Genomic DNA, 21,861 nt, shown 5'->3' on the forward strand with positions numbered 1-21,861 from the left:
TTGCGGGCAGAGTGAAAATTAAACGTCACTCATAAAGTCGCCACCACCACTGTCATCCCATGAACTAGCGCCACTATCATCCCAAGAGCTGGCATCATTCACACCAAAGTTTGGATCTAAAGATGCTGGGCCGCCCACTTGATTTAGATTGGGGTTAATACCGGCATTGGAATGGCCATTATCGTGACCACCCATGAGGTTGCTTGCTAGTGCTTGGCCAGCGTACATACCAGCACCTAATGCAGCACCAGTCGCAAGACTACCCATCAAGCCACTACCCATGCCGCCTGCAGCTGGGGCTCCAGGGTACCCAGGGCCACCAGGATAGCCAGCAGGGCCGCCTGGAGTACCAGGGTATCCAGCGCTTGGTGCGTTGTAGACCTGAACTGCTTCTGCCTTACGACGCTTCATCACAAGCACGATGCCGATGACCAGAATGGCAATTAAACCCCAAAAGAGTGGGTTACTGAAAATGGATGTCTGAGTGGCAGCAGGTGCAACTTGAGCGTTGGCTAATTGCACTTGGAGTTTTTGTACAGACTCCGCTTGCGCAAATGGCAAACCAGGGGCTAAGTTTTGCGCCGTGATGAAATGATTGCGCGCAACTTCTACCTTACCTTCTTTGGCATAAAGCTCGGCTGCCACATAGTGCGCCTTTGCACTATTAGGATGATTTTGCAGAACCTCTTTCATCATGGCATCGGCTTTAGCCATCTGCCCAGATTGCGCAGCCTTGTATACCTCTGGCAAAGTTGCCTCGGCAAACACAGTATTGCTAGTTAACAGTAGCGCTGCTGCGCATACGCCAACGAATAAATTGATTACCTTACGAATGTTCATCAAGACTCCTTGTAGGATGTTTCATGTGAATTTCATTATCCCTAGTTTGGGGATTTTTGCTATTCCCTACTTATATAGGGTCTTTAGGGTGGATTTCAAGGGGTGAAGCTTGGAATTGGCTATCCTAAGCGCACGAAAAAGCTAATTAAACCCACTGCGGAAGAAGATGCCGCGATCATAAAAGCAGCGATGGCAGATCCAGACTGCATTCCATTTACCGATGAAGAGTGGGAAGCAGTTAAACATACTGTAGTTCGCGGTCGAAACAAGCCCTTAGATCAAAAAGCCAGCAAATTAAGTAATTTCTCGAATCTCACCCTTGGCGGAGATTAAAAAGGCTTTGGCAGGCTTATCTGGACGTATTCTGGCCAGCTCTTGTTTGTAGTTGTTCAGCTGTGAGCGGTATTTATTGTGAGCTTCACTACCCACCTCGGGGATCGTGAGCTTGTAATCGAGGATGGCCAAGTGGCCATCAAACTCTACTAAGCGATCTAGGCGGAAGCTCTTGCCATCCAAGCTCACAACATCAATCTCATTCCAGGCTTGCACCCACTGATTTGACGTGAGGTATTGCTCAAGCTCCTGAGTGTTGAGAACAGTGCTTGCTTGGTCTAGCGCTTTGCTTGCTGATTCATTACTAATGCCAAGCCAGCGAGCGATTTGTTCTGTGCTCATGACTTCTGGTTCTGTTGCTCCAGTTTGCAGGGTGAGATGCTCTAGCAGTTGATGAAAGTGCACGCCCTCTTCCAATATTTTGGAGTTATCTGGTGTGTTGCTATCGTCTTGGAATATTTCCAAGGTCAAGCCACTCTCGATATCTTTAAGCTGCTGCTCATGACTCACCCTAGCCGCAACCCAGGAAACCTCAAAGTCATCCATCATGAAATTCTTTGGATTGCCTGGTTTCTGACTTGTTTGCGTTGGGCTTGTATTTTTTAATGGTGCGGGTTGATCTTCAAGAATGCTTAGTTGGCCTAGCATCGCTCTGCCATACCAAGACTTCTCATCTAAGCCTGAAGGATTCTTTGCGGTGGGCGCCTTTGCTACACCACTAATGCATAGCCCCTGCTTTGCTCTGGTCATTGCCACGTAGAGCAGATTCCAGTTCTCGTTCTTACCAATGAGTAGCTCGCGTTCGCGCACTTCGCTGCGAGGATTGGTTAAGGTGGCCGAGGTATACATCGACAAATGGCTTGGGCTCTCACTCTCGGGCGGCCAATCCAATAAGACACCACGATGATCCGCCTTACCTTCAGTATGGTTTGCGTCCAGCATGATCACAAACGGTGATTCCAAGCCTTTTGCCCCATGAATCGTCATCATGCGAACGCGTTTGTTTTTGTCTTCCTCAGATAACTCGCTCTCTTCATCGAGCTCTACCAAATCAGGCTCAGCATCCACATCACCTTCATCTGGAGTTTCATCATCATCGCCACGACGAATGGTGTTGATCTCTTCAATAAAGCGGCCCAGACTTGGATAGCGGCCGCCATCTTGATTGAGTGCCAGCTCTAGGAAGGCATCGAGGTTGGCCAAAACTTGCGCACGGGCAATTTCTTGAGAAACGCTTGCGTATTTAATCCGCAAATCACTCTCTTGATAGATGCGGTCCAGCAAGTCGTGCACTGGCAGACGCTCACCCAGCATGCGCCAATGCTCCAAATACCGCGCTGCCTGCATCAAGCTGGCATCTGGGCTGTCTTGCAAAGCATCCCACCAAGATCGATATTGATTAGATGCCAGCGCCTTAGCGAGGGTTTGCATTTGGCTTTCAGTAAATGCAAAGATCGGACTTCTCAATACCTGGGCCAGCGGCAAATCATGGCGCGGCGTGACTAGAACAGTTAGGAGTGCAATCAGGTCATCAATCTCTAAGGTATTGAGCAAACCACCGAGTCTGGAACTCTCGAACGCTAAACCTGCCTCACGTAGAGCACGCTCGAATTGCGGGAGGTACTTGCGGCGCTTCACCAATAATAAGAAATCACTCTCTCTTGCCTTGCGCCAAACCTCTTGACCGTTAACGCGATCAAGCACAGGACGCGTCTGAATCAGATGCTGTATCAATGCACTAACTTGCTGCCCCTCAACATAGCGCTGAGTCACATCAGCGGTTTGCCGCGCATCCACAATGGCTTGCTCAAAAGCATTGCCTGCTCTTTGCTCTAGCTCTTCGGCTTCGTGTTTCACGAGAGGCAATAAATAGGCTTCACCCTCGTTTGAATATGGCGCTTCTGCAGTATTTCCTACGGGCGCTTTCCATAAAGTGTTTTGCGCAGTAAACGGATATGACTCCGGCAATTGTTCAGTGCCGAAGATCTGATTTACTGCATCGTTGATTTTTGGTGCATTACGACGGGTAGTGTTTTGGTTTAATGAGGCTGCCTGCATCTCTTTTACTAAGAAAGCCTGCGCATCATTAAATAATCTCGGGTCGGCGCGGCGGAATCGGTAAATCGATTGTTTGGGATCGCCTACGATAAAAATAGAGGGCTTCGATTCATCCTGACCATAACCCTCTAACCATGCCCGCAGAATTTGCCACTGCAAGGGGTTGGTGTCCTGAAACTCATCCACCAAGATATGCCTGTACTTCGCATCTAGTCTCGACTGCAAGTAGGCTGCATTAGCAGAGTCCGCCATTAGCTGACTGACGCCGATCTCCAAGTCATCAAAGTCACGCACACGCATGGACTCTTTGGTCATGTTGACGTGATCCATCATTGCGGCGCTCATTGCAAACCAGGCTTCATTGAGCGCGAAGGCCTCTTGCTCTTTTTTCCAAGCAACAAATTCTAAGAACGCTGTTGCCCAAGCTTGTTTATAAGTCACATGCTCTTGCTCGCGATCTAGCTCACCCTCTTTTTTAAGGTATTTCTTAAGATCGCCGGCAGCTTTGTCATTCGAAGTGCGATTGGTGTCGTCTTGAGTCAAAAATATGGGCTGCAATATCGACGCCATCTCCATCACATCACCACCCTTGGCCTTGAGGTCGATTGCCATCTGAATGCTGGGTGCGTAAGCCATTTCTGTAGCGCTGCTATTAGTAAAGCAGCGATGTAAAAACTCTAAGTCTGCTTTGGCATTGATGTCATTCCAAACTCCATTGAGCGGATTATCAATTTTCAGTCTTGATAAATCCGTTTTGAGTTTTTCAATCGGGGTAGTGCCATGGGCTTTGCATGCTTGCGAGAAGAAGGTCCAAGCGCCTCTTTGCTTAAAAAGGCTGTAATTACTCATCAGGAACTTTTGGGTCTCACTTGCACCAAGCGCCTTTAATAGGGTGTCGTAATGCACTTGAATGCCTTCAGGCAAATTACCCCACCAGTCATCCAGGCACTCATCTTGCAAACGCTTTGCATCTTCTCGCAAACTAAAGCCAGGCTGAATACCGGTTGAGATTGGCGCCGCACCTAAGAGCCTGCCAAACCAACCATGGAAAGTATCAATCACAATGCCTTGCGGGCTTGACAGTACTTTGGCATACAAAGACTTGGCGGTAGGTAGTAGCGCCTTCGCCTCATCGGTAGTCAGACCCCGATCAGTTAAATGCTGGAATAGCTGCTCATCACTCGATTGTGAAAACTCCTCCAATAAACGATAGAGACGATCACGCATCTCTTGTGCGGCTTTTCTGGTGAACGTGAGTGCGAGGATTTCTTGAGGCTTTGCTCCAGCTAATAAGAGGCGCGCCATGCGGGTGACCAATAACCAAGTCTTGCCACTACCTGCGCAGGCGGATACGATTACAGAGCGATTGGGATCGCAAGCAATGTCAACTGGGAATGTAGAGTTACTCACCACATCCCCTTTCTGCAAATACCCCGAGCTTCGCAATACTGACAAACGCTATCGGGTGCAAACGCCTTGAGGGGTTTGCCGGACCAAAGCGATTGCACATCTTCAGTCATTTGCTCAGAAAATACTTGCATCAGGTCTGGCATTTCTGTGATGACTACTGAACGCTCCGCTTCATCGCCATCCTTTTTCACATCAGCCTTTAAAGCAACCCACTCAGCAGCATTGACTGCGCGCCCAGGGATCTTGTTGCTCTCATTAGAGGCTCTGGCATAGATTAATAACTGTGGGTCATCTAGCACCACTTCAGAGCGCTGCTCGACTCTAGTGAGGCTCTGATTCTTATAGTCAATGACTGATGCGGCTTGAGGATCTTGGATGCTGACATCAAAGCGATCTGCGTAACCCTCAATCCGGATATGGCGCTCATTGCCATCTACATCCGTAAACGGCAGATCAAAGCCAACCTTCACTTCGGCGTCGTGGAACTGCCAACCTTGAGCCTCACGATCTAACTGCCACTGAATAAAACTAGGGATTTGTTTTTGCCAATCCCTTAAGACACCCAAGACTCTGGCATCCCCTTCAATTAAACGCTTAAATACCTGTTCGGAGATCAGTGTGAGCTGATCTTGCATCCAAGCGCGGCGCAGCTCTGGTTCTGCAGTGATTGGTGTGGTGGATTTTTGCGCCTCGCTTTTCATGGCGTGATAGAAATTACGCAAAATCTTGTGGAGAGTTTGCCCAGCAAGAGAAGCATCAAAGCCCTCTTCAAAACCTTTGAGTCTGCGCAGGCCCAGTAGGCTACGTACATAGTATCGATAAGGACAGTCACGCAAGGCTTTGTAAGCACTTGGACTCATCGAGACTGGCATTGGCAAATCTGAATCTAGTTTTGCGATCGCCATTTTGGATGGTGTTGCTACGCCATTACGAGGGGCAAATAAGGCGCCGGCATTTTGTGCCTGCCAAGTCGGTAAATCCATTTGGAGGCGCTGGATCCAAGCCGATGGTCTTAATGGCTCCCCACTCTTACTTTTGCTTTGCCAAAGGAGATCAACACTTTGGAAAGAGATGAGTAATTGAGATAAATCTCGTGCCTGCTGAATAAACTGTGCCTCGATACTCGATCCACCCAAGAGACGATTCAAGGCATCAGAGAAAAATAATGGTGGCTCTGAAAATGCAGGGAGCTGCTGTTCATCACAGCCCACCATCACAACAGATTCAAATTCTCTGAAACGAGTGGAGCTGAGTGGCAGGATGCTCAGGGTAGCTGCAGCACTAACGCCCTTCTCCTCATAAGAAGACTCTTCAATGACGGTCTTTAATAAACTCAGCCATTCATTTAAGCGCATCGCAATTTGCTGATGCTCTTCATCAAAATCGAATGTTTCCAAAAGCTCTAGCAATTGTTTGCCAGCAGAATCTGTTTCCAAGCCTTGGGTCATACCCATTAGGGTTAGATCATCTATCAGATATTGATGGGCTAGAGCGCAATTGATTTTGATTCCACGCCAGCGATTGAGTCGGCCACGTATGGACTGCAGGAGCTCTAGTAAAAGCGGATTAGGCGCAGCTGAACCGTGGGAGACCGATCCCTCGATCGCCATGTGGAAAGTTTCCCAACCGGATTTAGCTTGGCTAGCAATCAAAATATCCTCAAACTGCGCAACTAATCCCTTTAAAGATTCTGCATCACGAGTAGCGTTGGAGTTAAGGCACTTTCCCAGATCTAAGAATGGATTTTGCAAGAACTCCAATAGGTCGGCGGCGCTAGGCCCTTCAGGTGGAGCACGTAACAACTCTAGCCAACTATTGAGCGCTGCTGCTGCTCTGGTAGTAGACAACTTCCAACCAGTTTCATCTTGGATCTTGAGGGATGGTCCAAGGCGTGCCAGTAATGCGCGCGCCCTTCTGGCAACAAGACGATCTTGCGCTACTAAGGCGATATTCGTTTTACCGTTGATTAACTGTTGCTCAATGGTTTTGGCTGTTGCCCACGCTAACTCTTCGAATCGCTTCGCGGCAATCAGATGCCAATGCCCTGGATACGCATTGTCGATATTTGTTTTGATGGTTTGTAGCTTTTGCTCTTCAGGAGTGGCGGGATCTAAGGCCTCTGCCCAGAGCGCAATCGACTCCCAATTCATAGTTACTTCAACCGCTGGGGCATATTGCGCATAGTCCGCTAAATATCCCTGAATGAGCTGCTTATCAATCGGAGTTGGATCTGCCGTCTCTACCCAAATTAAGGGTCTGACATTTGCTGGTGCAATTTTCTGGACAGCCTCGAGATGGGCGGCCATAGCAAATTGCTTTCTAAACGCTGGGTCGCTTGAGCTAGTGACATACCTCCAAAATGTCAGTAGTACTTGCGCTTCTTGATCAACTACTTTTTTGGCCAGGGCTGGGTATGCTTGACCAATGGCGCGATCCAATATTGGCTCTAGAATTTCGATCCAAGATTGCGTATTTTGGGTAATCGCCTGCTCTTGATTGGTAATCAGATTGCGTAGCTCTTGCTGAAGGCTAGGTGCTATTGAGTTAGATAAGGTATCGCAAGCTGCAATAATGGCCTGCGCCAATCCCCATGACCCTGCTTCAGTTTCTGCCTTAAACCATGCTTGCAGCTCTTTGTGCTTACGAAGCGTGGCGTATACAGACAACCAGCGCTCTAAATCGGTTTGCTTTTTAGGAAATTTCCATGCTCTCGGCGCTGCCTCTAGCCAGTCGTTAAAACTCATCACTTGAGGCAAGAAGGCAATATGGCTTGGTAGATCCTTGGGGCGATACTTCTCTAAAGCGGTTCTCATCCCCATTAATGGGCCTGCCGTGCTCAGCACCACTAAGGGGCGTTGTTTGGTTTGCACTGCACAATTCCAAATACCCTCAGCGAGTGATTTCAGAGCACTAGCATTGGGTGCTATTGCCCAAGCATGTGGCTGCTTTTGCTCAGATAGGGTTGGGAACGGGTGCGGCATTGAGGGTGGTTCTATGGCTTCTTTTGAGAATTTAGGCAGAAAGTGTGGCTTATTGCTAATATAAGCGTTGTAGTGCAATAACTATATAAAACTAAATAAGACTAATTAAGGAATTTTCATGAGTGCCGGCATCAAGTATGTAACTGACGCTTCTTTCGAGGAAGACGTTCTCAAGTCCGATAAACCTGTTCTCTTGGACTTCTGGGCTGAGTGGTGCGGTCCTTGCAAGATGATCGGCCCTATTTTGGAAGAGCTGGCTGGCGAATATGGTGACAAGATCCAAATCGCTAAGATGAACGTGGATGAGAACCAAGGCGTTCCTGCCCAGTTCAATATTCGCGGCATCCCTACATTGATCCTCTTTAAGAATGGCACCGTTACTGCTCAAAAAGTAGGCGCTTTGGCCAAATCTCAGTTGACCGCGTTTATTGATAGTCATCTGTAAATAGTCCCAGATCACAGGTTCACTGGGTGAGCCTGTGGTTTTAGTTGTTTTTAGTGTAGTATCTGTTTCATTAGTAGTTCAACGCACTTCAAGTGCACCTCTTTTCCTAGCAAACTCCCCCAAACATTTTGCTTTTCAATTCTGTCTGATGTCCATCTAGACAGCGATACCCCAAAACACATTTACACCCTTATTTACACCAGAGAACCACATGCAATTATCTGAACTCAAAGTACTCCACGTATCCGCCCTGCTTGAAATGGCAGCCAGCCTGGAGATTGAAAATACCCAACGTATGCGCAAACAAGAGTTGATGTTTGCCATTCTCAAGAAGCGCGCCAAGGAAGGTGAATCTGTTTTCGGTGACGGTACTTTGGAAGTGTTGCCTGATGGCTTTGGTTTCTTGCGCTCCCCAGATGCCTCTTATATGGCTTCTCCGGATGACATCTATATCTCCCCTGCGCAGATCCGCCGCTTTAACCTGCACACTGGTGACAGCGTTGAAGGCGAGGTTCGTACCCCTAAGGATGGTGAGCGCTACTTTGCCCTAGTCAAAGTAGACAAGATCAACGGTTTGGCTCCTGAGGCCCTGAAGAACCGCATCATGTTCGAAAACTTAACGCCTCTGCATCCCAATCGCGTGATTCAATTAGAGCGTGATATCAAGGCTGAAGAGAATTTAACAGGCCGCATCATCGATATGATCTCCCCGATTGGCTATGGCCAGCGTGGCTTGATCGTGTCTTCACCTAAATCCGGTAAGACTGTGATGATGCAGCACATTGCTCATGCGATCTCCGCAAACAATCCCGATGCAATCTTGATCGTATTGTTAGTTGATGAGCGTCCTGAGGAAGTTACTGAAATGCAGCGCTCTGTTCGTGGAGAAGTGGTTGCCTCAACATTTGATGAGCCAGCCGTGCGTCACGTTCAAGTTGCCGAGATGGTGATTGAAAAGGCTAAGCGTTTAGTTGAGATGAAAAAAGATGTGATCATCTTGCTTGACTCAATTACCCGTCTGGCTCGCGCTTACAACACTGTTATTCCCTCATCTGGAAAAGTACTCTCTGGTGGTGTGGATGCTAACGCATTGCAACGTCCAAAGCGCTTCTTCGGGGCGGCGCGTAACGTGGAAGAAGGTGGTTCCCTCACCATCATTGCCACTGCCTTGATTGAAACGGGTAGCCGTATGGACGACCTTATCTACGAGGAGTTCAAAGGTACCGGCAATATGGAAGTGCACCTTGAGCGTCGTTTGGCTGAGCGTCGTGTTTACCCATCAATTAACCTCAACAAGTCTGGCACCCGTCGTGAAGAGTTGCTAGTTAAAGCTGAAAACCTCCAGAAAATCTGGGTATTGCGTAAATTATTGGCTGATATGGACGATATTGAGGCGATGAACTTTATTGTTGATAAGCTCAAATCCACCAAAAATAACGGTGAATTCTTCGATTTAATGCGTAAGGGTGGTTAATTTAGGCTCTCTGAGTCGGTAAAAGTGCGCTTTGTTGTTGATTTCATGGCATAATTTCGCTTTTACCGCTTTAATAATTTGCATTTAACTTGGGTAAGTATTTAGGTCTTTGGACCAAAACGGCTGCCCGCTAATAGGACTCAATAATGAAACCTGGCATTCACCCCGAATATCGTGAAATCGTCTTTGTAGACGTTTCTAACAACTTCAGCTTCAAGACTCGCTCCACTATGTCTACTAAAGAGACAATCAAGTGGGAAGATGGCAAAGAATATCCTTTGTCCAAGATCGAGACTTCATCTGAATCACACCCCTTCTACACTGGTACCCAGAAGATTATGGATACTGCCGGTCGTGTTGAGAAATTCCGTCAGAAGTTCGGCACTAAAGCTGTTGCTAAGGCAACTGGTGATGGCGCTGCAAAAACAGCTGAGAAAAAAGCTGCTGCTGCAGAAGCTAAAGCTGCTGAAAAGCCAGCTAAGAAGAAGTAATAGGCTTACTCCACAAAGGGGCTGGGGTTTGGATATTCACTATTCACCCTCCCCTGCGAGATAATTAAGGCAGCGTTTGCTGCCTTTTTTATTGCTAGTTTTTTATGGTTAAACTCACCGCCGCCGCCACCACCTCCATTCCACGCATCATTATTTTTGCGTTGACTTTGGTCTATGGTTTTGCCGGCCTCTTTCTGCGTGACCCCTGGAAGAACGAAGATGCCATCGGATTTGGTGGCATGTGGGCTTTGCAACACGGCAAAGCACTGGATTGGATTGTTCCGCACCTTGCGGGGCGTGATGTCTCTCTTGGCGCACCCTTTCCCTACTGGCTAGGTGCCACCCTAATGGATCTATTTGGCCCATTGATTGGGATGGCCAATGCGGCACGCCTCTATGCGGCAGTTTGCTTCTTTGCTGCTGCTCTAGCCATTTGGTATGCGACTTATCTATTGGGACGTCGCCCAGAAGTTCAGCCGATGGTGCTGGCAGTTGGTGGTCAACCGGGTCGCAAAAACTATGGCATGACTTTGGCTGATGGCGCTCTATTGATTTTCTTAGCTTGCGTTGGACTTGCGCAACGTGCGCATGAGACAACGCCGATGATGGCGCAACTCATGGGAATTAGCATTGTTCTGTACGGCACCGTCCGTGGTTTAGATAAACCTTGGCAAGGTGGCTTTTGGACTGGTCTTGGTATCGCGATCGTTGCCCTCTCAAGCAATCTCACGCTGAGCCTCATCATCGTGAGCTCCACCATCATTGCGGTCATTGCGAGCAATGCAAAGTTACGCTTTCGCTGGACCTTAACTAGTACTGTTTTGGGTCTGATTGGCTTTGCGATTTGGCCTGCGCTTTGGTATTTAGGCAATCTCAGTCCTGAGTGGCGTCATATCGCCGAAGAAGGCTGGCGCAATATGCCAGAGATGCGCGCAACGCCTTCTATTGAATCCCTAGGATTTCTCAGTATCAACTTCTGGGCTTACGCTTGGCCAGTTTGGCCATTAGCCATCATCTCCCTCGCGCACTGGGGTCGGGTGAAAGAAGCAGGTCAATGGCGCGCTCCTCATCTATGCATTCCGCTAAGTTTATTTATTGGCTGCTTGATTTATGTTCTGTTCCGCTTAGAAGCAAACGAACATGACCTCATCATTTTGATTCCGAGTTTGTCGGTCATTGCTGCATTTAGCTTGCCGATTCTTAAACGTGGCCTGATAAGTTTTATTGATTGGTTTGCGATGTTTAGCTTCACCATGATTGCTTTGGCCATTTGGATTATTTGGCTCGCAAAAGTGACCGGCTTCCCAGAATCCACCGCCGCAAATATAGCGCGACTTTTACCAGGCTTTCAGGCACAGTTTGATTACATTGGTTTTCTTATTGCTCTTCTCATTACCGGCATCTGGTTAGCAATTGTGCGCTGGAGAACTTCTCGCGCCCCTAAAGAAATCTGGCGCTGTCTCATCATCTCCGCCTCTGGTACTACTTTGATGTGGGTTCTCCTGATGACCTTGTGGTTACCAACGATTAATTACGCCAAGACCTATCGTTATGTTTCTGATCGTCTGGAAAGCATTATTGCCAATACGCCGGGATGCATTGACACCACCAATCTAGGTCCAGCTCAACTAGCTTCATTTAGCTATTTCACAAAACTGCCTTTGCGTGATGATTCCAGCTGCAATCTGATGTTGACTCACAGTTCTCTAGAGGCTAAAGCTTATGCCAGCCTCAATAAAAAGAAAATTGAATTACTATGGGAAGATCGCCGTGCGTCTGACCGTGATGAGCGCCTGCGCCTGTATCAAATTACTTCTGCAGGTAATGAATAAAACGTGTTGCACTTTAAATTATCGCATTTGCGCGAGGATATCCCCTCCCTTCTAAAACTCGCTGGCCCACTACTGATTGGTCAGCTAGCAGTGATTACCTTTGGTGTTTTAGATACTGCTATGACTGCGCGCTATTCTGCCAATGACTTAGCTGCTTTGGCGATGGCTTCAGCTATCTTTATCAGCATCTACGTTGGCCTGACTGGCGTGATCTCTGCCCTCGCCCCAATTGCTGGACAACTCTTTGGCGCTAAGCGTTTTGGTGAGATTGGTGAAGAGGTACGTCAAGCCACCTGGCTCGCTCTTGGCCTCACCTTATTGGGTACTACAATCTTGCTCAATGCAGATCACTTTCTGAAAATCTCTCAGGTAACCCCAGACATTGAGGGCAAAGCTAGGCTCTATCTGAACATCCTGGCAATTGGTTTGCCTGCCAGCATGGCAATGCGCGTACTGATGGCACTTCACAATGCTGTTTCAAGACCAACCGTCATTACCGTAGTGCAACTGATTGGTTTGGGCTTAAAGTTACCACTCAATCTCTTATTTATTTATGGCGGCTTTGGTATTGAAGGTATGGGTGGTCCAGGTTGCGCAGTAGCCACTGTCATCATCAACTGGTTTTGGCTCATCATCACTCTGAGCTTTGTACTGTTTGATAGCTTCTATAAGCCATTCAAAATCTTTGTACGCTTTAGTTGGCCTGACTGGCATCGTATTTGGACTCTTCTAAAATTGGGCGCACCCATTGGCTTTAGCTATTTAATTGAGGTGACCTCCTTCACCTTTATGTCGCTCTTTATTGCGCGCCTTGGCACGACTGCTTTAGCTGGTCATCAAATTGTGGCCAATATGGGAACGGTGATTTATATGGTGCCTTTGTCCCTGTCGATCGCCACCATGACCTTAGTATCCCAATCGATTGGTGCAAATAAACAAGAACGTGCAGAAGAAATTGGCTGGTCGTCGGTTTTCTTCACAACGACCTTGTGTGTTTTTATTGGTGTGATGGTGTGGATTTTTAGAGTGCAATTGCTAGATCTTTACGACCCACCGGAAGAGGTGAAGGCATTCTCGATTCCGCTCTTTTTGTTTATTGCTTTTTACCAACTCTTTGATGCTCTGCAAGTGACTGCGGCTTTTATTCTACGTGCCTATCGTATTGCCTTTTGGCCTATGCTGATTTATGCAGGCTCACTTTGGGGTGTAGGCTTAGGCGGTGGATATTTAATGGGCTTTAATGTATTTGGCAATACTCCGGAGTTTTTACGGGGCGCTAGTGGCTTTTGGGCTGGTAATAGTATGAGCTTAGGATTAGCTGCGCTCTTATTGCTCTACCTCTTTAGAAGAACGGCGGCACGCTTTGAGAAAACGCATCCGCCGGTTGAGGTTTAATTACAGTAAATTGTTTTACTGAATGGGTTTAAATCCACTGCTTGGAGGTTTGTAGTTAGTACCACCTCCCTGCGATGGATAACTTGGCACCTGATTACCTTTGGAGTACATGCACTGCTGATAAGCGATGTTGTATTGCGCCTGTGCCTGATTTTGTTTGCCTGAAGAATTCATGGCACCCATAGCTGCACCACCGAGCAAGCCGATGCCAGCACCAGTGCCAATGTTCTGACTACTGCCACCCTGAATCACGGCACCCGCTGCCGCGCCGATAGCAGCGCCAATCGCAGCACTAGTTGCACCTTCTTTTAAGGCAGCATTGCTAGTATCTTTAATCGCATTTGCGGCAAACTCACGACACTGCTGATCGTCCTGCTGAAACACGTCAAAAGGTTTGCCTTCACGCGGCATGATCGCGATGGTTGGGCCAGTGGGCGCAGAGACACAAGCAGCTAAAGAGGCTAAAGAGCTAATGATGACCAAAGTCAGTACAGCACGCTTCATATTTATTTCCTAAATTGAGTCAATTAGTTAATTGGTTAATTTTGTCTGTACTGCCTGGTAGATGCGTTGCCAGATGGCGGCATCGCAGGCTGAGTCTGCCAACCTGACGCACAACTTTGCACGTATGGGAAATATTGCTCACTCGCCTCACAGTAATACCAAACTGGCGCTTGAGGCTGGGAAGCTAAAACCATAGGCTGCTGAGGAGCCGCATAGCTCACTACTGGAGGCGCTGCATAAACTACGGGTGGCGCATAGTAAGCACCAGCATAAGGGTAACCATAGCCAGGGCCGTAATATCCGCCACGCCAGCCTGGACCCCATCCGCCACCATAACCAGGTCCATATGCTGCTGGACGCCAACCGCCACCATGGCCACCGCCATAACCACCACCAACAGAGACCGCCCAACCGACATTACCTGCCTGAGCCGGTAGTGGTGCAAGCGCTAATAATCCCGCTGCCGTGAGGAGCGCTAGCATCATCTTCGAGATGCTAAATGGGTGTTGCAGTTGAGCTGTTTTCATAGTGGACCCTTTGAATTGCTTGCCTTCTACTATCTTTAACGCTTCATCCAAATCTAGGCTGACAGGAATTGGGCTTTTATTAAGATATTTATTACTTTGTCGTATTGAGCTACTACTCTAATTTTGCGCCTGATTTGTAAATAACCCTACCCCATTTATTAGTCTCGGACTGAATCAGCTTATTGAGCTCTTGGGGACCTCCTGGCGCTGGTTCCAAACCACTAGCGCGAAGCTTATTTTTAACTTCGGTCTGATTGAGGGTTTGGCGAGTCAAGGTATTTAAACGCTTTTGCAGGGCTGGGGGTAGATTTGCGGGAGCCATGAGTGAGAACCACGATGTAGCCTCAAATCCCGGTAAACCTTGCTCTGCCATGGTCGGAATCTCTGGAGCTGCTGGTGAGCGTTTTAGGGTAGTTACCGCTAAAGCCTGAACCTCTCCTGCCTTAATTAAAGGCAGAGATGAAGACAGATTGTCAAACAGCATAGAAATACGTCCACTGAGGAGATCGGGTAAGGATTGAGCTCGACCTTTGTAGGGAATGTGACGAATCTGCACGCCAGTCACTTCTTTAAAGAGTTCACCAGACATATGCAATGAAGTGCCGACACCAGAGGAGCCAAAAGTAAGCTCATTCGGTTTAGCTTTGGCAAGCTCAATGAGTTCATGAAGATTGTTGACGCCCAACTTCTTATTCACTACCAACACATTGGGTGTGCTCGCCAAAAAACTGATGGGCGTGAAATCATTGATCGGATGAAAAGACAGCTTGTCGTAAAGGGCGTTGTTGATCGCATGGATGCCCACCGTGCCGATCAGGAGTGTGTAGCCATCTGGCTCACTCTTTGCAACGAGGTCAGCACCAATATTACCGCCATAACCAGGTCGATTTTCCACGAGCACTGGTACACCTAGACTTTTCTGCCAACTCTCAGCCAGTACCCGCGCCAAAATGTCGGGCGCCCCGCCGGGAGTAAAGGTCACTACAATTTTGATAGCTTGTTTTGGCCAAGCAGTATCGGTTTTGATTGTTTGGGATTTGGCAGGGCTAGTAAGGCCTAAGCAAAGCAGCAGAGCTGCAAGATACTTCACGTAAGCCGACTTAAAAACCAAAACGCGTGCGTAACCAAATCCATCCCTCATATTTAAGGGGATCATCAACGCAAGGGCCAATGCCGCATTCCAACAGAGTGGAAGCTAAGTTAGCAAAGACTAAAACAATAAATAGAATGATTAATGTATTGGCAAACAGCGAACGCGAGCGCACGTCTCGGTTAGGTAACATTAATAGAATCGCGAGTCCCGCAATGAGGCCAAGATAAGCCACAAAGGCCCAGGTGTAGAAGTGCAACTCTAGAAAGGTTGCGCCAAATCCTTTATCTCCTGGCAACACATGCAAGAGCACTTGACGCAATGAAACCGTCATGCCCACCAAGCCACCGATGATGCCCCAGCCATAGTGAGCAGAATGTGCTCCACAACGAATATTCAGCACTAGTACAAAACCGATAATCACAAAACCCATACGCTGCATAAGACAGAGTGGGCATGGCAACTCACCGAAATACAGTTGGTCGACAAAGGCATAAGACAACATGCCAATAATCGCAGCTAAAGCCAGCTGATTACCAAGACCTGCCAAAGAAGAAAAAGATTGCTTACTCATTTTCTTTAGAAGTTGAGATTGAGATGATTGTTGGCATGAATACGAAACCAGAACATCAAAATGCCGACGGTAATAGCAAGTACAAATAGGCCTGCCAGACGTTTCTCAAACCACACAAGGACAAGACCGATAAAGGCTGTCAGGAAAGGTAGAAACATATACATGAATGAATTCTATCTCAGGTCGACCCAGACTCAAAAACAAACGCCTCAAAGGGTCTTTTGTATAGAATGGGCTTATGAAATCCACCCCACCTTGTATTGACCTAGAGCTGGATGGGTCTATTGCCCGTATCACCTTCAATAATCCTGCTGTACGCAATGCCTTGACGTGGCCCATGTATGAAGAACTCCAGCGAATTTGTGATGCGATAACCAATACGCCACAGATCAGGGTAGCTATTTTTAGAGGTGTCGGTGATAAAGCCTTTGTATCGGGCAGCGATATACAGCAATTTGTAGATCTCAAAAAAGATGAGGCCTATGAAGTTGCGGTAGATGCTATTTTTCAGTCTCTTCAGCATTTACCTATTCCGACTATTGCACTCATCGAGGGATTGGCGGTGGGTAGTGGGCTACTGATTGCCACTGCATGTGATTTCAGAATATCGACCGATGATGCGCGCTTTGGTATTCCAATCGCAAAGACATTGGGTAACTGCCTATCGCCCGGCAATCTATCTTGGATTGCTTATCACTTAGGCGTACCAATGGTTAAACGCATGTTACTAAGTGCAGAGCTGATTAAAGCGCCCGAGTTACTCAACTCAAGCTACCTCTATCAAACCACCACCCCTGATGCCATTACAGATCTCACTGAAGTCTTGGCTAGTAAATTAGTAGCACTCGCACCCATTACACAAAAGGCGAGCAAAGTCACTTTGGCGCGCTTGATGGAGAGCAACTTACCGGATTGCACTGAACTTATGCGGGAGACTTACAACAGCGTCGACTTCAAAGAAGGAGTCAATGCCTTCCTTGAAGGACGCCCGCCTCAGTGGCTTGGTAAGTAAGGATCAGTCACCCTATCGATGACCGCCTGATTTAGGATTTTGTGTTTAAGAAATCCACTACTGTCTGAACAAAAATATCCGGCGTTTCAATGTGGGGGATATGTCCGACATTGTCCAAAGGCACTAACTTAGCATTCGGAATCGCCTGCGCCGCTTTGCGACCTAGCTCAGGATAATTACCCAAAGACTTGACTGCTTCAGGCGGAGCAAAGCGTCGACCAAATACGGTTCTGTCTTTCTGGCCAATGACTAACAATACCGGCATCTTCAATTGAGGCAAGTCACCGACTACTGGCTTTTCAGCAATCATCTGATAAGTTAACACTGAGGTCTTTGCATAGGCTGGGTAGTCAGGCCCTTTTTGAATCCGGACATATACCTCTACAAACTGCTCAAAGCTCGGCTGCCATACTGGAAAATAAGACTGCAAGAAACGGCGATAACTGGTTTCTGTTTGTGCCATTTCTAACTTGAGTAGATTGTCATTTGTTTGTGGCGGAATGTCTTTACTGTAGTCCTCAAGACCCAATGGGTTTTCTAGGACTAGTTTCTGGACAGTTTTGGGATAAAGGCGCGCATACCGAATACCCACCATGCCACCCATCGAATTGGCGATCACTGAGGTCTTAGTTATACCAAGCGATTTCAACAGGGCTTGTGTGTTCTGGGCAAGATCATCGGAGTGATATGCAACATCTGGCTTGGAAGATTTACCAAAGCCAATCTGATCCGGAGCAATGACTCGATAGCCTGCCGCAGTCAATCCTTTGATCGTAGGCGCCCAATAATCGCTTGAGAAATTCTTCCCATGAAATAAAACCACTACACCCTTCTGCGCACCAACTGCAGACACATCCATATAAACCATGGTGGCAGGTTGACCCTGAAGGGAGGTTTTAAATTCTTTAGTGGGATAGGGATAAGGCCAAGCACTGAGGCGCAAATCTAAGGAGCTTGCGTTGGCATAGCGACTAGGTGGTGGAGCCTCCGCTTTAGGCTGATCAACCGATGTACAGCCCGAGAGGAAGACTCCGCTCACACACATCACCAAAGCGATTGCCAGTGTCTTTATTTTCATCTCCATCCCTTTGTCTCTTGTAGCTATTAAGCTATTTAAACGATCTTGATTTTCAGAGGGCTTAAACCTTCAACTGATCCCTCAAGTACATCACCTTTTTTCACAGGGCCCACGCCTGCAGGTGTGCCGGACATAATCAAATCGCCTGGCTCCAGCGTAAATAAAGTAGAGAGATACGCGATGGTGTCGGGAATATTCCAAATCAATTGGTTCAAGTCACCCTCTTGGCGCACTTCACCATTCACCAAGAGCTTGACTGTGCCTTTGGTAGGATGACCAAACTGAGTTGCAGGTGTCAGCGCCGCACAGGGAGCGGATTGATTAAATGCTTTACCGGTGTCCCAAGGGCGACCCATTTTTTTGGCTTCGCCTTGTAAGTCACGGCGAGTCATATCCAAACCAACTCCGTAACCATAAACATGTTCTAGTGCTGTATCCGCAGAAATGTTAGCACCGCCCTTACCAATTGCGACAACCATCTCAATCTCATGATGAACATCATTTGATAGGTTTGGATATTGCATATCTTTGCCATCGGTAACGATCGAGTTAGCTGGCTTCATAAAAAAGAATGGCGGCTCACGATCAGGATCATGGCCCATCTCACGAGCATGATCAGCATAGTTACGCCCAACGCAATAGATGCGATTTACAGCAAAACGGCGGGTATCGCCCACTACAGGTAGTGATGGAACGATGGGTGGATCAATAACGTATGTAGTGCTCATGAATGACCTTTGTGATGAATATCTAATTTTTAATAACTCTGATTTGAATAAATTATGACATTACTTACATCAATGTCATTGCTGCCCCTTACTGCGGAGCTTGAGCACCAGAATGCTCAGGGCCAAGGCAAAGGTCAAGGCATTGGCCAGAATCAAAGGCCACTTCTCAATAATGAGTCCATAGATAAGCCACAAACCTACCCCAGCAGTAAACAAGCTATACATCCCTACCGAGATCCCAGAGAGATCTCGGGTGCGCCAAGATTGAATAGCCTGAGGCAGAAAGGCAATCGTGGTTAAAAATGCAGCGCAGTAGCCGATGAATTCAGACGAGAAAATATTCATACAGGATTGAGAAATGGCAATTTATGGCAAAGGAATTGAAAAGATGGCCTTTAATGTCAGCGAGTCTGTGCTGTTTGAAAACCCCTTTCCTACCCCCGCCTGAAAGGCAATTGGCTTGCCGTCGTAATACATCATCAAAAAACCCATCTGTTCAGTATTTTGATATTTAATAGGTTGATTGATCTGATTCAGGTTTGAGTAGTACTCAACACCCAACGCAAGGTCTTGACTAACCTCTCTAGAAATACGGGTTGCAGTAGAAAAATACGGCGCCTGATGAACGTAGGGCTGAGAGAGTGGCATGCCAAAGATAGGATTGAATGAAATCAGCCACTCATCAAAATGCTTGCCGACAATAAAACGAGCCTCACTGTTGTATCTCGACTGATCAAACTGGGGCTGTACATTGGAGATCTCAACATTAACACCAGCAAACAGAGCATCTCCATGCTCTTCTTGATAAGGCAACCATTTCATGCGAAGTTTAGTAGCCGCATATTGGAATTTACTATCGTAGTTCACATACGAGATATATAAGCCGGCTTCTAAATTATTGCCTAGGCCATAAGCAAACTCTGGAGTAACACGCACTCCGTTATTACTCATGACTTCACCAGGATAAGATGATGTTTGAATACCTCGAGGCGTACTGTTTACGTGAAGCTCTAGGCTGGACTCCCCTTTTGCATTAATTGCATCGTCATACACCTGAATCTCATCTTGTAACGCTGCATGAGAAAGTAAGGGCAGAAGACTTGATACAGCAAGAAGGGTAAATAATCGCAAAGATCGGATAAGCATAGGTATTGGGCTGGAATATCTAAGGCATCAAGCGAGACTAAAGTAGCTTGCGACTTTATACGTAATGAATGCTGCTAAATAGGCTAAACCAAAGAGATAGCTTAGCATAATGACTGGAATCTTCCAGCCGCCTGTCTCTCTCTTGACAGCAGCGATTGTTGAAAGGCATTGTGGAGCAAAAACAAACCAAGCCAAAAGAGACAGGGCGGTAGCTAAACTCCAACCCTTAGAGATGAGGGGTGCTAAGGCATCTGCAGCGTCAACCCCAGAGCTTGATAGCGCATATACGGTGGCCAAGGAGCTCACTACCACCTCACGTGCAGCCATCCCTGGGACTAAAGCAATACTGATCTGCCAATTAAAACCAATTGGCTCGAATACCACCGCCAAAGCCTGCCCCATCATTCCAGCAATGCTGTATTGAATAGGTGAGCCTGTCGCATTTTCTGGTGGCAGAGGAAAGCTTGAGAGTGCCCAGAGGCAGATGGTCATCATCATAATAATTCCACCAACGCGACGTAAGAAAATCTCTGCGCGCTGCCATAAGCCAATTAATAAATTACTTAGGCGTGGCAAGTGATAACTTGGCAACTCCATCATCAATGCGTTGAGCTTAAACTTTTCGCTAGTAAAGCGCTTCAAAATCCATGCTACAGCCATAGCACCAGCAATACCAGCAACATAAAGTAAAAATAGGACTAGACCCTGCAAATCCATACCTGCCCATAATTTACGCTCTGGAATGAAGGCAGAAATTAATAAAGCGTAAACAGGCAGGCGTGCTGAACAAGTCATCATCGGCGCAATCAAGATTGTCACCAGGCGATCACGTGCATTTGAAATACTGCGCGTCGCCATAATTCCAGGAATCGCACAAGCAAAACTAGACAATAGGGGAATAAAAGATCTGCCTGATAGACCAACCCGCCCCATCAAGCGATCCAATAAGTAGGCCGCCCGAGGTAAATAACCTGACTCTTCCAGAACCAGAATAAAAAAATACAGAATCAAAATCTGCGGCAAGAAAATCAGCACACCGCCGGCACCAGCCAGAATGCCATCTACCAATAAGCTGCGTAGCCAATTATTCGGCAACACTTGAGTCAATAAGGCGGAAATCAAATCAACGCCAGCCTCAATAGCTTGCATAGGCAAGATTGCCCAGCTAAATACAGCTTGGAAGATAAAGAATAGTACCGTCGCTAAAATAATTGGGCCAAATACCGGATGAAGCAGAACGGAATCGAGGTGATCACTCAAACGATCAGGAGTAATTTGATCCAAGCCTAGATTTTGTAAAATATGTTGGACTTGTTCGTTGTCGGACTCAGTATGGATTGAGTGATCAACAGCAGTTTGTACACCCTCATCAATATTGCTCGCGCTGAATGCAGATGAGTTTTTCCAATCAAGTTCACTCAAATATTGTTTGAGCTCATCGGCGCCATTTGACTGAATGCCAACCGTAGCGACAACAGGAAGACCTAACTCCAAAGACAGAGCTCTTGTATCTACCACCAGGCCTTGCCGTTTTGCGACGTCCACCATATTTAGTACAACAACACAGGGCAGACCCAATCGTTTTGCAGACAACACTAAACGCAAGTTACGCCGGAGATTCATGGCATTCAAAATGCATAGCACCAGGTCAGGACGCTTCTCTCCCTCAGCATTGCCATGAAGAACATTACAAGTAATTCGCTCATCCAAAGAGCGTGGATACAAACTGTAGGCTCCCGGAAGATCCAAAATCCGGATCACTTTGTCAGACTCAAGGGTTAAGCGACCCTCTTTTCTCTCAACAGTCACACCTGAGTAATTGGCAACCTTTTGGCGACTACCTGTAAGTAAATTGAATAATGCTGTCTTTCCACAATTTGGGTTGCCCAATAATGCGACTAAGGGCTCTTTTGGAAAGAAATGAATCCGCGCCTCAAACATGA

At 47.2% G+C, this 21,861-nt stretch carries 20 protein-coding genes; 7 read left to right on the forward strand and 13 right to left on the reverse strand.

From position 1 onward, the window contains the following. Window positions 1–18 precede the first annotated feature (18 nt). On the reverse strand, window positions 19–840 hold the full coding sequence (locus tag C2747_RS06295; RefSeq protein ID WP_215330771.1) for a tetratricopeptide repeat protein: 822 nt from the start codon (window positions 838–840) through the stop codon (window positions 19–21). A 102-nt stretch (window positions 841–942) separates the two neighbouring features. Between C2747_RS06295 and C2747_RS06300 the strand changes: the two genes are divergently transcribed. Then, window positions 943–1,173 (forward strand): hypothetical protein, encoded by a 231-nt coding sequence (locus C2747_RS06300; RefSeq protein ID WP_215330772.1) that lies wholly within the window; start codon window positions 943–945, stop codon window positions 1,171–1,173. Here the strand turns inward: C2747_RS06300 and C2747_RS06305 are convergent. Next, complete coding sequence (locus C2747_RS06305) at window positions 1,135–4,641, reverse strand: UvrD-helicase domain-containing protein (RefSeq protein WP_251374708.1); 3,507 nt, start codon at window positions 4,639–4,641, stop codon at window positions 1,135–1,137. The genes C2747_RS06300 and C2747_RS06305 overlap by 39 nt on opposite strands. Beyond that, on the reverse strand, window positions 4,638–7,622 hold the full coding sequence (locus C2747_RS06310) for a PD-(D/E)XK nuclease family protein (RefSeq protein ID WP_215330773.1): 2,985 nt from the start codon (window positions 7,620–7,622) through the stop codon (window positions 4,638–4,640). The genes C2747_RS06305 and C2747_RS06310 overlap by 4 nt, the downstream gene beginning before the upstream one ends. Before the next feature lie 118 nt (window positions 7,623–7,740). Here C2747_RS06310 and trxA point away from each other — a divergent pair, with 118 nt between their 5' ends. The 5 genes from trxA (at window position 7,741) to C2747_RS06335 (ending at window position 13,259) form a co-directional block, all read left to right on the forward strand. Further along, window positions 7,741–8,067: a thioredoxin TrxA gene (trxA, locus tag C2747_RS06315; RefSeq protein ID WP_215330774.1), complete on the forward strand. Its 327-nt coding sequence runs from the start codon at window positions 7,741–7,743 to the stop codon at window positions 8,065–8,067. A gap of 211 nt (window positions 8,068–8,278) precedes the next feature. Beyond that, the gene (rho, locus tag C2747_RS06320) at window positions 8,279–9,541 is read left to right on the forward strand and encodes a transcription termination factor Rho (protein WP_046330324.1); all 1,263 of its coding nucleotides are present in this window, start codon (window positions 8,279–8,281) and stop codon (window positions 9,539–9,541) included. 146 nt (window positions 9,542–9,687) lie between these two features. Continuing rightward, window positions 9,688–10,032: a type B 50S ribosomal protein L31 gene (locus C2747_RS06325; RefSeq protein WP_215307558.1), complete on the forward strand. Its 345-nt coding sequence runs from the start codon at window positions 9,688–9,690 to the stop codon at window positions 10,030–10,032. A 104-nt stretch (window positions 10,033–10,136) separates the two neighbouring features. Beyond that, a complete protein-coding gene (locus tag C2747_RS06330) occupies window positions 10,137–11,864 on the forward strand; it encodes an ArnT family glycosyltransferase (RefSeq protein WP_215330775.1) in 1,728 nt (575 codons plus the stop codon). Between the two features lie 3 nt (window positions 11,865–11,867). Beyond that, window positions 11,868–13,259, forward strand: coding sequence for an MATE family efflux transporter (locus C2747_RS06335; protein WP_215330776.1), 1,392 nt, complete (start codon window positions 11,868–11,870; stop codon window positions 13,257–13,259). Between the two features lie 15 nt (window positions 13,260–13,274). Here the strand turns inward: C2747_RS06335 and C2747_RS06340 are convergent, their stop codons facing one another. From C2747_RS06340 to C2747_RS06360, 5 genes are all read right to left on the reverse strand, one after another. Continuing rightward, entirely contained in the window at window positions 13,275–13,763 is a 489-nt protein-coding gene (locus C2747_RS06340; RefSeq protein ID WP_215330777.1) for a glycine zipper family protein, read from the reverse strand. A gap of 35 nt (window positions 13,764–13,798) precedes the next feature. Further along, complete coding sequence (locus C2747_RS06345) at window positions 13,799–14,290, reverse strand: hypothetical protein (RefSeq protein ID WP_215330778.1); 492 nt, start codon at window positions 14,288–14,290, stop codon at window positions 13,799–13,801. Between the two features lie 112 nt (window positions 14,291–14,402). Continuing rightward, window positions 14,403–15,431, reverse strand: coding sequence for a Bug family tripartite tricarboxylate transporter substrate binding protein (locus tag C2747_RS06350; RefSeq protein ID WP_215330779.1), 1,029 nt, complete (start codon window positions 15,429–15,431; stop codon window positions 14,403–14,405). Beyond that, window positions 15,391–15,954, reverse strand: a complete 564-nt coding sequence (locus C2747_RS06355) for a disulfide bond formation protein B (RefSeq protein WP_215330780.1) — start codon at window positions 15,952–15,954, stop codon at window positions 15,391–15,393. Before C2747_RS06355 ends, C2747_RS06350 begins: the two co-directional genes overlap by 41 nt. 5 nt (window positions 15,955–15,959) lie before the next feature. Then, the gene (locus C2747_RS06360; protein ID WP_170216999.1) at window positions 15,960–16,118 is read right to left on the reverse strand and encodes a DUF5993 family protein; all 159 of its coding nucleotides are present in this window, start codon (window positions 16,116–16,118) and stop codon (window positions 15,960–15,962) included. Window positions 16,119–16,192: 74 nt separating this feature from the next. Here C2747_RS06360 and C2747_RS06365 point away from each other — a divergent pair, with 74 nt between their 5' ends. After that, on the forward strand, window positions 16,193–16,966 hold the full coding sequence (locus C2747_RS06365; RefSeq protein WP_215330781.1) for an enoyl-CoA hydratase/isomerase family protein: 774 nt from the start codon (window positions 16,193–16,195) through the stop codon (window positions 16,964–16,966). A 31-nt stretch (window positions 16,967–16,997) separates the two neighbouring features. On the opposite strand, the gene C2747_RS06370 is transcribed toward C2747_RS06365, so the two are convergent. The 5 genes from C2747_RS06370 to feoB form a co-directional block, all read right to left on the reverse strand. Further along, window positions 16,998–18,044: an alpha/beta fold hydrolase gene (locus C2747_RS06370; protein ID WP_251374709.1), complete on the reverse strand. Its 1,047-nt coding sequence runs from the start codon at window positions 18,042–18,044 to the stop codon at window positions 16,998–17,000. Between the two features lie 35 nt (window positions 18,045–18,079). Next, a complete protein-coding gene (locus C2747_RS06375; RefSeq protein ID WP_215330782.1) occupies window positions 18,080–18,772 on the reverse strand; it encodes a fumarylacetoacetate hydrolase family protein in 693 nt (230 codons plus the stop codon). Window positions 18,773–18,847: 75 nt separating this feature from the next. Beyond that, a complete protein-coding gene (locus C2747_RS06380) occupies window positions 18,848–19,117 on the reverse strand; it encodes a SemiSWEET transporter (RefSeq protein WP_215330783.1) in 270 nt (89 codons plus the stop codon). A gap of 21 nt (window positions 19,118–19,138) precedes the next feature. Next, window positions 19,139–19,918 (reverse strand): hypothetical protein, encoded by a 780-nt coding sequence (locus C2747_RS06385; RefSeq protein WP_215330784.1) that lies wholly within the window; start codon window positions 19,916–19,918, stop codon window positions 19,139–19,141. 27 nt (window positions 19,919–19,945) lie between these two features. Beyond that, a complete protein-coding gene (gene feoB, locus C2747_RS06390; protein ID WP_215330785.1) occupies window positions 19,946–21,859 on the reverse strand; it encodes a ferrous iron transporter B in 1,914 nt (637 codons plus the stop codon). Window positions 21,860–21,861 lie beyond the last annotated feature (2 nt).

The sequence above is a fragment of the Polynucleobacter corsicus genome (assembly GCF_018688255.1).
GTDB classification, from domain to species: Bacteria; Pseudomonadota; Gammaproteobacteria; order Burkholderiales; family Burkholderiaceae; genus Polynucleobacter; species Polynucleobacter corsicus.